Origin of the sequence: Dulcicalothrix desertica PCC 7102, assembly GCF_003991905.1 — a bacterium.
Classification (GTDB): domain Bacteria; phylum Cyanobacteriota; class Cyanobacteriia; order Cyanobacteriales; family Nostocaceae; genus Dulcicalothrix; species Dulcicalothrix desertica.
Genome location: NZ_RSCL01000011.1, coordinates 141,391 through 153,105 on the forward strand (window position 1 = coordinate 141,391; position 11,715 = coordinate 153,105).

12 protein-coding genes and 3 pseudogenes are annotated in these 11,715 nt (G+C 36.6%); 12 read left to right on the top strand and 3 right to left on the bottom strand.

Annotation, left to right across the window (positions count from 1 at the left end):
* The first annotated feature begins 80 nt into the window (after positions 1-80).
* The 8 genes and pseudogenes from DSM106972_RS23195 to DSM106972_RS51510 all read left to right on the top strand — a co-directional run bounded on the left by DSM106972_RS23195 (position 81) and on the right by DSM106972_RS51510 (position 3,756).
* Complete coding sequence (locus DSM106972_RS23195) at positions 81-500, top strand: hypothetical protein (RefSeq protein WP_127082933.1); 420 nt, start codon at positions 81-83, stop codon at positions 498-500.
* A gap of 45 nt (positions 501-545) precedes the next feature.
* On the top strand, positions 546-827 hold the full coding sequence (locus DSM106972_RS23200; protein WP_127082934.1) for a Mo-dependent nitrogenase C-terminal domain-containing protein: 282 nt from the start codon (positions 546-548) through the stop codon (positions 825-827).
* Between the two features lie 137 nt (positions 828-964).
* Positions 965-1,594 carry a LabA-like NYN domain-containing protein gene (locus DSM106972_RS23205; protein WP_411675327.1) on the top strand — a complete coding sequence of 210 codons (630 nt, stop codon included), beginning with the start codon at positions 965-967 and terminating at the stop codon, positions 1,592-1,594.
* A gap of 177 nt (positions 1,595-1,771) precedes the next feature.
* Positions 1,772-2,317: an NADPH-dependent FMN reductase gene (locus tag DSM106972_RS23210; protein WP_127082936.1), complete on the top strand. Its 546-nt coding sequence runs from the start codon at positions 1,772-1,774 to the stop codon at positions 2,315-2,317.
* 193 nt (positions 2,318-2,510) lie between these two features.
* A pseudogene (locus DSM106972_RS53705) lies at positions 2,511-2,636 on the top strand (cytochrome c oxidase subunit 3); the annotation flags it as partial.
* Positions 2,637-2,752: 116 nt separating this feature from the next.
* The gene (locus tag DSM106972_RS55400; protein WP_325052203.1) at positions 2,753-3,220 is read left to right on the top strand and encodes an alpha/beta hydrolase; all 468 of its coding nucleotides are present in this window, start codon (positions 2,753-2,755) and stop codon (positions 3,218-3,220) included.
* A gap of 101 nt (positions 3,221-3,321) precedes the next feature.
* Positions 3,322-3,534, top strand: coding sequence for an alpha/beta fold hydrolase (locus DSM106972_RS55405; protein ID WP_325052204.1), 213 nt, complete (start codon positions 3,322-3,324; stop codon positions 3,532-3,534).
* Positions 3,535-3,555: 21 nt separating this feature from the next.
* Positions 3,556-3,756 carry a hypothetical protein gene (locus DSM106972_RS51510; RefSeq protein WP_158632866.1) on the top strand — a complete coding sequence of 67 codons (201 nt, stop codon included), beginning with the start codon at positions 3,556-3,558 and terminating at the stop codon, positions 3,754-3,756.
* 242 nt (positions 3,757-3,998) lie between these two features.
* Here DSM106972_RS51510 and DSM106972_RS23225 read toward each other — a convergent pair.
* Positions 3,999-4,487: pseudogene (locus DSM106972_RS23225) on the bottom strand (cation:proton antiporter domain-containing protein); the annotation flags it as partial.
* Between the two features lie 123 nt (positions 4,488-4,610).
* On the opposite strand from DSM106972_RS23225, the gene DSM106972_RS23230 reads away from it, so the two are divergent.
* Both DSM106972_RS23230 and DSM106972_RS23235 read left to right on the top strand, forming a co-directional pair.
* A complete protein-coding gene (locus DSM106972_RS23230) occupies positions 4,611-5,615 on the top strand; it encodes a DUF389 domain-containing protein (protein ID WP_127082937.1) in 1,005 nt (334 codons plus the stop codon).
* A 183-nt stretch (positions 5,616-5,798) separates the two neighbouring features.
* Positions 5,799-5,990: pseudogene (locus tag DSM106972_RS23235) on the top strand (TIGR00341 family protein); the annotation flags it as partial.
* A gap of 174 nt (positions 5,991-6,164) precedes the next feature.
* On the opposite strand, the gene DSM106972_RS23240 reads toward DSM106972_RS23235, so the two are convergent.
* A complete protein-coding gene (locus DSM106972_RS23240) occupies positions 6,165-8,420 on the bottom strand; it encodes an HD family phosphohydrolase (protein WP_233787297.1) in 2,256 nt (751 codons plus the stop codon).
* A gap of 482 nt (positions 8,421-8,902) precedes the next feature.
* Here DSM106972_RS23240 and DSM106972_RS23245 point away from each other — a divergent pair, with 482 nt between their 5' ends.
* Positions 8,903-9,100 carry a PRC-barrel domain-containing protein gene (locus DSM106972_RS23245; protein ID WP_127083056.1) on the top strand — a complete coding sequence of 66 codons (198 nt, stop codon included), beginning with the start codon at positions 8,903-8,905 and terminating at the stop codon, positions 9,098-9,100.
* A 97-nt stretch (positions 9,101-9,197) separates the two neighbouring features.
* On the opposite strand, the gene DSM106972_RS23250 is transcribed toward DSM106972_RS23245, so the two are convergent.
* Positions 9,198-9,377 carry a hypothetical protein gene (locus DSM106972_RS23250; protein WP_233787298.1) on the bottom strand — a complete coding sequence of 60 codons (180 nt, stop codon included), beginning with the start codon at positions 9,375-9,377 and terminating at the stop codon, positions 9,198-9,200.
* Positions 9,378-10,128: 751 nt separating this feature from the next.
* Here DSM106972_RS23250 and DSM106972_RS23255 point away from each other — a divergent pair.
* Positions 10,129-10,980: a YihY/virulence factor BrkB family protein gene (locus DSM106972_RS23255; protein WP_127082939.1), complete on the top strand. Its 852-nt coding sequence runs from the start codon at positions 10,129-10,131 to the stop codon at positions 10,978-10,980.
* The last annotated feature ends 735 nt before the right edge of the window (positions 10,981-11,715 follow it).

Consider the following 11,715-nt stretch of genomic DNA (forward strand, 5'->3'; position numbering starts at 1 on the left):
ACGTCAGAAGCAAGTAAGAGTTAGCTAGGCGCTAGTATTGATGTAAATAAATATACATTATAAAATTAGGTGGTGAAATTATGTATACGACAAATGATTCAGAGTTATTTAATTTCAGTCTTACAAAAACGATTAATGCTTTAAAAACGCAAAATAAGACACGGGTTGAAAGTTGTGAAAAGGCATTTATCGCACTATTGGGAAGTAATTATACAGTTAATGTTTTTACGGCTGCAATACTTGAATTATCTGAAATAGATATAGCTACTTTTCATTGGACTATAGAAAATTTTTCACACTTAAAAGCTTGTGACTATTTACTAGAAGCAGTGACTGGGTTAACAATTCAAAAATTATTAAAAGCAGGATTTATTCCCGGTAAAGATTTTAGTGCATCTCAAGGACAACTATTAGTAAATGAAGATGTAAAAAACGTATTGATGGACAGCAAATCAAATACAGAACGTGTTCTAATTGAAAAATTATTGCTACCAGCTTGAAAAAGCAACAAATCACCTATTCTAAACACTCTACCTATTACCCAAATGAATATTCTCGTAAATCCTATCGTACAGATAATCCTACTACCAATTCGTCAATGGCTGGAATCAATCAAAGTCAACAACTATAAAAAAGCACATACACTCTGCCAACTTATACCTGCCAGTTGTCCGTTTGAACGAAATATTACACTCTTCAAACGTACCATTTTTCATATCCCCCCTCTTTGTAAACTAAATCCTTTCTACGAACAATTAGTTGAACTTCGCTTTAAAGCCTTAACTTATCTCGCAGAGTCTGGTGAGGATGTAACGATTTATTGCTAAGTTTCTTAAATATTTATTTTTTTCCTACCGGATTAATATTCCGGTATGGATTATTGTTTTACAATTTAAAAAACGCCAAAAAACGAATTAATTTAGTAGTATATATGAACTTTACTAATAATAATCATATCATAAAAATGAATCAAGAACAATCGCTAAGGTCAGAAATGCCTTATGAATTACAAAATCTTATTTTCCCTAGTACGCACGAAGAAACTGTTGCTACACCCGAAGACAAAAGCGATGTCAGTATCTTCAATAATATAAATCGTGGTCGTGTTGCGATTTTTCTCGATGGGTCAAACCTCTTTTATGCAGCATTACAACTTGGTATTGAAGTCGATTACACTAAACTACTTTCTCTTTTAATTGAAAAATCACAGCTACTACGTGCATTCTTTTATACAGGAGTAGACCGTACCAATGAAAAGCAACAGGGTTTTTTGTTGTGGATGCGTCGAAATGGCTATCGTGTAATTACCAAAGATTTAATCCAGCTTGCAGATGGCTCTAAAAAAGCTAACCTAGACGTAGAAATTGCAGTTGACATGATAACTTTAGCTGGACACTACGATACAGCTGTTTTGGTTAGTGGTGACGGAGACCTTGCTTATGCAGCAAATGCCATTAGTTTTCAAGGTGTCCGAGTAGAGGTTGTAAGTTTACGTTCCATGACCAGTGATAGCTTAATTAACGTTGCCGACCGCTACATAGACCTTGACTCTATCAAACACCATATCCAAAAGGCGCCTTTCACCTCACCTTAATTAAATTTTATACTGCACTCTGTGTGACTCGGCGCCTACTCTTAAGCCCATTTGACAACTGTATGTTTACTCGCTACAATAAACTCATAATCATTACGAGTTCGTTTAATTCAGAAATTAAGCGATATTAAGTAAGAACTGAAGTTTTAAAAGATGTTTAGTGAGTGACGGTAGATTATGGTGAAAATAGTAGGTATTGCAGGCAGCCTTAGAACAGACTCTTACTCGCAGTTAGCTTTAGAAGTAGCTGCACAGAGACTTCAAGCGCTCGGCGCTGAGGTAGAAATATTAGACTTAAGACAGATGCAGTTGCCATTTTGTAATGGTGGAGACGATTATTCAGAATATCCTGATGTTGAGAAATTACAAAATGCCGTCAAAAATGCTGATGGGCTGGTTTTAGCGACACCAGAATATCACGGTAGTGTTAGCGGAGTCTTGAAGAATGCACTTGATTTAATGAGCTTTGACCAGTTGTCTGGTAAAGTAACAGGATTAATTAGCGTTTTAGGTGGACAGCCCAACAGTAACGCACTTAACGACTTACGGGTAATTATGCGTTGGGTACATGCATGGGTTATACCTGAGCAAATAGGAATTGGGCAAGTTTGGAAAGCCTTTAGCCCAGAAGGTAAACTTGTAGACGAAAAACTTTCTCAAAGATTTGACCAATTTGCTCAAAGTTTGGTTGATAATACTCGTAAACTGCGAGGAGTAAATTAGTCAGATAAGTAGCTGCATAGTGCGATTTTTAACTGTCCGAGTGCGTTAAAAATTGCACTTATTATATTAAAAAAATAATAAATGAATGTCCATTTAATTTGCAAACAGAGTTAACTGCTATTTTACTAGTTTTGAACGGTTGCATCGGCGCCTGCCAAAAAAGCTGAAACGGTTTTTACCAACTGGTGGTGGCATAGCTCATGACCATCACGGTAAAGCAATATTCGGGTTTATTGTGTTTTTGTTGTCGGAGAGCATAATCTTTTTAAGTTTCATTTTTACTTACGTTGCTTTGCGATTAACAACTAAAAATTGGCTATGAACCAAGTGGATTAAATTTAGGCGCCAATAATAAACCTATCGAATTACTAAGACACTACAGTTGGGAAGAACTACAGGCACTATCAAAACCTCAAAGCACATAATAACTAAAAAATGAATTCTAAAAGCAGTAATTGTTATTTTTTAACTCCTCGACCAGGCAATCCATCCCATCCACTATTTATATTTCTGCCAGGAATGGATGAGACGGGAAAGGAACTAATGTGTCTTCAAACAGCGGGTTTGGAAACTGTTTTTGATGTTCGTTGTTTTGTTATTCCACCCAATAATCTAACTGACTGGGACAAAATGACTTTTGAAGTGGCATCTTTAACTGAGAGAGAACTAGAAAAAGCACCAGGTTCAGATATTTACCTTTGTGGTGAATCATTTGGTTGTTGTTTAGCACTGAAAGTTTTAGAAAGACACCCCGATTATTTTACAAAGGTTATTTTAATTAATTCTGCATCTTCGTTTAATCGGGTACCTTGGCTCAAGTTCGGCTCACTTTTATTTCCTTTTACACCTACTTTTTTTATAAAATCTCATCATTTGCAGCTTTACCTTTCCTGGCTCATTTAAATAAACTTTCAAAAGCTGCTAGACAAGCATTACTAAATTCAACTCGTTCGGCACCGAAAAAAACTGCGAATCAGCGTCTATCTTTAATAAGAGAGTTTGATGTGGACGAAAAAAAACTATCTCAAATCACCCAGCCCGTGTTGCTAATTGCAAGTACTAAAGACCGACTTTTACCTTCAGTTGCAGAGGCGCAACGCTTGACATCTATTTTTACAAATTCTCATTTAATCACTTTACCTCATAGCGGTCATTCTTGTTTGGTGGAAGCTGACGTTAACCTGTACAACATTTTGATAGAGGAGAAATTTATTTAATTATGCCTGATATTGAAATTTATGACGAACGTATGCACGCGCTTGTACGTCCAGATAGCTCACTTCAGAAACTTACTAATGGCGCCGGCGGTAATTGTTGCAGTCCGTCAAGGCTTGGATATTAGTACTCGCAAATCAGCAACTATTTGCTTAATTGGCTGGACAATAGTTCAAATTTTAATTGGCTTCGTGCAGGTTTTAGAGCAGCAATTAATAAGATAGTGATAATGTCATGCAGTAACCTCCGCTTTTGTTGGATGTAGTTTTTGTTAGTATTATTTTTTAGTTAATATTTTGAGGGATATTGAGAAGAATTATTAATTAACTAAGTAGAGATTGAAGGAGTATTGTACTAAATTTGTAGTATTTGTAGTTAGTACTGTACTTAACCATGTTTAGAGTTAAAGTGTTTATATCTTGGCGCCGAAGGTTTTGGTGTTTCTGCCAAAACTGGATGCTCCCCTCTCACCTTCCATCAAAACCGAAAGCCTTTTTTCAATTCCCAATTCCCGAAATAATGCAGTCACAGAAACAGGGTCGGTAGCAGAAAGGCAAGCTCCAATTAGTAAAGCAGTTGTCAGAGAAAGTCCCGCTATTTGATTTAAACTAATCGCTACTCCAGCAATAGAAATTATTACCCCACCAATGGCATACAAACAAATTGGCAATAAATCTTGCTTTAATTCTGTCTATTTAAAGTTCCAAGCAGCTTCAAATAATAAAGGCGGCAAAATAATTAATAAAATTAAGCCGGGAGAAAGCTTCATTAATCGCACATCTACCAGTGCTAACATTAACCCAACAATAACTAGTAGCAGCGTATAGGGGATGCGACGAAACCAGCTGAATATCTGTGGTAGCGTTGCTACACTCAGAGAAACCAAAAGTACTAGAAGAAATTGCTTAAGATTGTCTTCAATCACAACTTCTCGAATTGCCGATTCAATCGCCATTTTAGAACTCCCCCGAAAGTTATAGGCTAAGTTTAATCATATTATTCTGCTTGTGGCAGATATGAGAACAAAACAGTCATAATTAACAAGTTGAGACTAAAGTCATAATGTTGGAACTGATAAATGATTGGCAGTGTTAGTGATTTCATTAAAAATTTCAACCACTCAGAGGTTGACGCAACTCAGTTAGAGCAGTTACAGACCGAATTGTTAAACGAGTCTACACTTTCACCAGCTTACCTAATTTTGACTGTTGGTTCTTGTATTATCGCAACCCTTGGCTTAATTACTAATAGTACTGCCGTTATTATTGGAGCAATGATTATTGCCCCTCTAATGCTGCCAATTAGGGGACTTGCCCTAGGCGCCCTTACAGGTAATATCATACTTTTTCGCAGAGGACTAATAGCTATTGTATTCGGAACTCTACTATCAATTGGGTTAGCTTATGCTTTAGAGCTACTAGTCGGAATTTCGATTTTTGACACTGAAGTGTTATCCCGCTCTAAACCCACCTTACTAGATTTAGGGATTGCAGTGACGGCAGGTAGCATAAGCGGTTATGCCAAGGTACAACCCAAAATTTCTGGTAGTCTGGTGGGTACTGCGATCGCCGTTGCGTTAATGCCACCTATTTGTGTTATGGGTTTGGGTTTAGCTTCTTCCAATTGGTCGCTTAGTCAGGGAGCAGCTCTACTTTACTTTACCAACTTATTAGGTATTACTCTTGCCTGTATGCTGACGTTTGTAATCATAGGTTATTCTCGCATACAGCGAGCAGGCGCCGCGCTTTTTTGGACATTATTGCTCACGGCTATTTTGCTGTTGCCTCTAAGTGTTAGCTTTGCCCAATTAGTTAAACAAACAAATATAGAAAGCAGTCTTAAAAACGCACTGCTGACTAAAACTATTACTTTTCAGCGTTTGGAATTGCTCAAAATCAACACCAACTGGTTAGCTAACCCACCAATAGTTCGGTTGATTGTGCGGACAAGAGTACCCGTGACTCCCAAACTAGTTGGCTTATTAGAAAAGTTTGTACAAGAAGAAATGGGTCAGCCTTTTACTTTGATATTTGAGGTTAGTCAAGTTGAAGAAGTAACAAGAGAAACGCCTATTTTACTTTAATTATCCTCCAAATGGTAGAAATTATAATATTAATATTTATTTACATTGATAGATGACTTAATTCCAAAAATAGAAATCTAATTAGATGTCAAAGCTAATATCGAGTCAGAAATTAAGGAGTAAGCTTTGTTAGTAGCTATTCGTAACCGCTTCAAAAACTTTAAATGACATCGATTAGACCCAATCCAGATACAAAAGCTACAAACAGAATTGCTCGACGATTCCAACCCAGACCCAACTTACATAATTTTAATCATTGGCTCTTGTGCTATTGCTAGCTTTGGTTTACTCAGTAATAGCACTGCGGTGATTATTGGAGCTATGATTGTTGCACCGTTGATGTTACCAATTCGCGGTTTGGCTTTTGGCGCCTTGTTGCTTTAGCTTATCCACCCACTGAGGTTCGGCGCCTGATCCTAAACTTTTCTGGTCGAAGTCTTGAATTTGGCAACGAGACTAAGGATTTATCATTAGTTGATGCGATTCTTGTATATAACGTTTACTTCTCATTTGAGATACATTGTAGCCTGCTAATAACCTCAGCTAAATCTAGAGTTTAGGATAGGCGATGCGTTGGTGATGAAATTGCTGCCAAACTTGAACAAAAATATGAGCAATTTGAGACATTTCTGCCCGTTTTAGCCCTGAATCAACTAACTGATTATCCTGCCAACGTGCTTTCAGGATTTTATTTACCATTGCCAGGGCTGCTTCTGGGGTTATATCTTTTTGCGAACGTAACGCTGCTTCGCACGCATCAGCCAGCATGACAATTCCCGTTTCTTTGGACTGGGGAATGGGGCCATCATAACGAAAATCTGATTCATACAAGATTTGTTGAGAATTTTGTTCTTTTTGCTGCTGTGCTTGATGGTAGAAATACGCAATCAATATGGTTCCCTGGTGTTCGGGAATAAACGCTTGAATTGCAGTAGGCAGCTTATACTGACGAGCCATTACCAACCCTTCACTCACATGTTTTTTGATAATTTCGGCACTTTTCCAGGGGTCATTAATAGCATCGTGTTTATTGGGGCTTCCGATTTGATTTTCAATAAATCCCAAAGGGTCATGCATTTTACCAATGTCATGATATAATGTCCCAGCCCGCACCAGTTCCACATTACAATGTAATGCCCGTGCCGCAGCTTCTGCCAGAGTTGCGACAAACAGTGTGTGCTGGAAAGTTCCAGGAGCCTCATGAGCTAGGCGTTTTAATAAAGGTCGGTTGGGATTAGACAATTCAGCCAGACGAATTGGTGTCACCAAATCAAATAAAGCTTCTAAGTAGGGGCTTAACCCTAGTCCTAAAATACTCCAAATCAATCCTGCCAAACTTTTGAGAACTGCTATACCCAAGACATTATACCAAAGGGGAGCGAGCGCAGTGTTTACCAACAAATAAACAACTCCCTGCGTCAACCCAATTAAGATTCCCAAGCTAGCTAATTCCTCTCGCGTTCGCAGTGCTTCTCTACCGGGGAATCGCCATTGTCCTGCCATCAATCCGCCAACAATTCCGCCAGCTGCACTAGGTATTAAATCATGCCAGCTAAGTTCCGTTCCGATTGAGAGTAATATCGCCAGTAACCCCATCACAGTACCCCCAATTGAGGCGCCGTAGAAGCTACCAACGAGCAAACCGATGGCTGCTAAACCTGTAAATGATTTGGTCAAGACTATTAGCAACGGCGCACTAAGGGTAAGGAGCAGAATCAAGATATAATCGCTACTTCGTAATTTGGACGAAAACCGTTTTTCTACCAGCCTGAAAAAAGCCACTGCCAATCCCACCATCCCACTAAAACGAATCAAATGCAGCCAATCGATGCCGCGTTGACTCAAGTTAAAGTGGTCTAATAGTACAAAATTAGCGTGAGTAATTTTGTCTTCAGCCTTAACAATAACTTCACCTTTTTGAATCGCGACTATCGTCGGTTCTACTGCTTGTGCTGCTTGTTCTGCAATTAGCTTCGTTTGCTCAATGTCTTTAATTAAATTGGGAACGATCACCTTTAATAGCAATTGCCTTGCTAAAGGTTGTGCTGTTTTAGGGACAGAAGCACTTACCTGCATCTCGATGGCATAATTCAGGTTATCCTTGGATACTTCAGGATGAATCCCCTGTGCTAATATTCGGTCTAAAGTTTGACGTACTTGGATTTGAGTTTTTTGCCAATCTGCATCAGACAGGTTCAACAAAGTTACATCGTAAAGGGTTTTTGGTTGAGCGAGCGCATTTTCCCTAAGACTACTTAGGGCAATATTATAACGCTGACGAGCTTGGATGAGCGCTTTTAATAGTTGAGAGAAAGCTTGAGAGGAGTTATACTTACGGTAAGTTCGCAGTTGCTTGACTGCTAACTGTTGGGATAAATTTAAGCCATTTAGATTTCTATTTTTCTCTAAGGTTTGCAATACTGTCTGCCATTGGGATTCTGGTGCTTGTCGCAGGTAAATTTGCGTCGCTGTGGATAATACTGTAGTCTTGGTTAAGGGAAAATTGCCCAACTTATCGCGAATTAGGGCGCCTGTTGCCAGTAATTGCTGGAGATAAGAGTGAATTTGCTGATTAATTTCTGGATCGACAACCCATACCGCCAAAGTACCACTACGCGTCTCCCTACGTCTTTCCTCTGTCGTTTTTACATCTTCAACATGAGCAGAACTAGGTGCAGTGAGCGTTTGCGGGGCGATTTTACCCACATCTAGTTTTGGTTGATTATAAAAACGGTAGCCTAATCCGCTGGAGAGAGATAGCACGACAAATACAAACATTCCAGCAGCATAAAATCGCTTTTTCAAATGCGCTCGCCTACCTTTAGGTAGAATTTGCTTGTAAGACCTACGAAATAAACTCAAACATTACCCCCAAAAACTACACTAGTAAGTGTGCTTGTAAAGTTTACCTGAGCGATATCGATATCATTGACGAGTCTATTTTACTAAAGTTTCAATCAATTTTGGTTTAACGCCGCGATACGAACGTAGGCAGTATTTTATAAAGTGTGTTTAAATTCTACCCGACTTTTCCACTATTGAGACTTAAGCTTAAAAATACATTCCGTTTTAGAAGTTCATTCTTCAGTTGAGCGGCTCAATTTTACTTTTATAGAATCAAATTTACCGGAATAATTGACTTATAACACTAAAAATGTACAAATATTTATATTTAAAATAATTCCCAAATATTTTATTATTGGAGATTTTTATATATTTTATTGAGTAAAATTTTTACCTTGAACTTACTAGCTCTTGAAATTCAAAAAGATTTTACTGGAGGAAAAATGACTTTGTACAAATTGGAAAAATATTACCCTGATTATCGTGACGAAAATTTGGCTAGTTTTGACATTAAAAATTTTCATGTTTATGCCAAGGATGAGTTAATTGGTACTGTTACCAACATATTAATTGATGGAAATAATGGTCGTTTCCGTTATTTCGTCATCGATACGGGCTTTTGGGTATTTAGTATAAAATAGGATATTTCATATTTAGCATCTGGCGCCTGCTACTAAATTTGATACTACCTTAACTTTGTACTATGTCAATTTGCATCCTCTTCATTTTATAGTTATTTCATTTTTGACTTTTAGCAAGTTTTTCGGCAGAGTTAGATAATCGTTCTAATGCTTCTGTTTGTAGCTCAACTTGCTTCGTTTGCTTTTGAAGTTCCTGCAATTGCTTCGTCTGAGAAAGCGCATCACTGGTATGAGGAATAAAGAATTCACAACCTGACAATAGGATGCAGATTGACATTGTGATAATTAAGATATAACGCATTCTATCTTTCCTCCGGAAAACTATTCTATGGTATGGAAATGCTCGCAATTGCTTAACTGAGTATTGCTAATAATTCTAAATATCAATAGTGGAAAACTCGTGGATTAATCAACTATTTTACAAGCAAAATAGATAATGTTTTTTTATTTATATCTTCCGGTACAAAACTTATTATCTTCGGATAGATGCAGCATGACTATATGAACTATAAAAAATTACAGCAGATTGTATTTTTATACGGTACTGTAGAAACCAGGTTAATACGCCTTCTACAAGAGCGGATTATTACAAATTATTTAGATTTTTATATTAATAAAACGTAATTCAATCAAACTTTTTTTGTAAAAATTTACTCAATATAATTGTTAGTAAAAAGTACTAACTTTAATATTAATATAGATAAACAATTTAACCCAAACCCAAAGCTTTATGAAGTATTTTCAAAACGTAAAATCCAGAAATTACTGTTATCAATAATGAATGATAGTACGTTTAATGTTTTTAAAATTGGAACTAGCAAAAAGCTTGTAATTATTATCAATATCAAAGTCATCAGAATAATGTTTAATGAACTTTGTACAATAGCTTATTGCACTGTTTATACTATCTTTTGATAGACCATTTACTGCTGCTTGGCAATTTCTTCTACCTAAAGGACGAAGCTTGATACCACTATTTACAGATAATCTAGAAAAAAACCTGGCAAAAAATATTAGGGATAATAAGGATGCAACTAAAAAATATTTGGGTCATATTCAAAAAGACTGTCACTGCGTGGCAAGAACACAAAGCATCTGTATGGGCAGCAGGTATAGCTTTTTATACAATTTTTTCTTTAGCTCCATTATTAATTATTGCAATCACAATTGCTGGCGCAGTTTTTGGTCAAGAAGTTGCCGAAAACGAACTTGTAGGACAAATTCAAGGTCTTATTGGCAAAGAAGGAGCAGAAGCAATTCAAGCAATAATTAAAAATGCTCAACAACCAGGTTCGCGTGGAACTATTGCCACGATATTTGGAATTGTGACGCTGTTATTTGGAGCTTCGGGTATTTTTGGACAACTCCAAGAAGCATTAAATACAGTATGGAATGTTAAACCTAAACCAGGTTTAAATATTAAGTATTTTTTACAAAATCGGTTGCTATCATTTGCAATGGTATTAGTCATAAGTTTTTTGCTTCTAGTTTCTTTAATTATTAGTGCTGTCCTTGCTGGAATTGCTAACTTTTTTGGTCATTTATTTCCGGGATGGATTATGATTTTACAAAGTTTAAATTTTATTATTTCTTTTAGCACAACTACGTTTCTTTTTGCTCTTATTTACAAAATATTACCCGATATCAAAATTGCTTGGAGCAATGTTTGGATAGGAGCAATTTTTGCTGCTATCCTATTTACAATCGGTAAATTGTTAATCGGTTTATATTTAGGTAATAGCGGTATTAGTTCTAGCTACGGTGCCGCAAGTTCTTTTGTTATCGTACTAATTTGGGTCTTTTTTTCAGCCCAAGTTTTACTATTTGGCGCTGAGTTCACCCAAGTTTACGCGAAACAAAAGGGAAATATTGCTATCTGAGGTAACAGACAACCAAGCAATTATGATTTCTGACATTTTCCCCACAGAATACTTTGGCGCCGATACTGCAGAAACTCAACCAGGAGATACTACCTTTATCTTTTGTACCTTGAATTAAATTGCTCGCTTGGGGTGACGTTAACTAATAACTGACTTGGAGAGTTGTTATTTACGCCAAGGATTGCTGCACTCTACGGCTATAGTCTTTTATGGGCGTTACTTGCGGCTGTTATCCTTAAATGGTTTATTAATGGTGAAGTGGGTCGCTTTTCTGTTTGTACTGGCGCCACCATCTTACAAGGTTTCAAGCAACTTCCTGTCCCTTAAATAGTTAAAAAATTTACTTACCTCATCGGGTCTTGTTTTCAGATTTGTATTTTGCTTATCAATTTATTTGATATATCTCCCATTGTTCATGATTTGCTTCTCGTTTCTAGAGTACTAGATTTTAGTTGATATATTTTATCATTTATTTTTTAAAAGTAAATCTAAAAATATTATTTAAAATTAGACTACAATTTTTAACTAGTATTATTTATAACAATTTTAAAAGAAAAGATTACGGTAATCACTGGACAATAAGAGTTTATTTGTAAAAAATAAAACAAATAATACCATCTTAAATAAGTATCATATAATCCTACCCACTTAATTAGTAGATATTAATTGTTAAGAGGGGTTAAAATCAATTGACAAAATTTCTAATTGTTTTTATTCTGTTCAGAGGGATAAATA

Coding starts and splice junctions, on each gene's coding strand:
- DSM106972_RS23195 (WP_127082933.1), top strand. CDS start 81: ATGTATACGACAAATGATTCAGAGTTATTTAATTTCAGTCTTACAAAA.
- DSM106972_RS23200 (WP_127082934.1), top strand. CDS start 546: ATGAATATTCTCGTAAATCCTATCGTACAGATAATCCTACTACCAATT.
- DSM106972_RS23205 (WP_411675327.1), top strand. CDS start 965: ATGAATCAAGAACAATCGCTAAGGTCAGAAATGCCTTATGAATTACAA.
- DSM106972_RS23210 (WP_127082936.1), top strand. CDS start 1,772: ATGGTGAAAATAGTAGGTATTGCAGGCAGCCTTAGAACAGACTCTTAC.
- DSM106972_RS55400 (WP_325052203.1), top strand. CDS start 2,753: ATGAATTCTAAAAGCAGTAATTGTTATTTTTTAACTCCTCGACCAGGC.
- DSM106972_RS51510 (WP_158632866.1), top strand. CDS start 3,556: ATGACGAACGTATGCACGCGCTTGTACGTCCAGATAGCTCACTTCAGA.
- DSM106972_RS23230 (WP_127082937.1), top strand. CDS start 4,611: ATGATTGGCAGTGTTAGTGATTTCATTAAAAATTTCAACCACTCAGAG.
- DSM106972_RS23245 (WP_127083056.1), top strand. CDS start 8,903: ATGACTTTGTACAAATTGGAAAAATATTACCCTGATTATCGTGACGAA.
- DSM106972_RS23250 (WP_233787298.1), bottom strand. CDS start 9,377: ATGTCAATCTGCATCCTATTGTCAGGTTGTGAATTCTTTATTCCTCAT.
- DSM106972_RS23255 (WP_127082939.1), top strand. CDS start 10,129: ATGCAACTAAAAAATATTTGGGTCATATTCAAAAAGACTGTCACTGCG.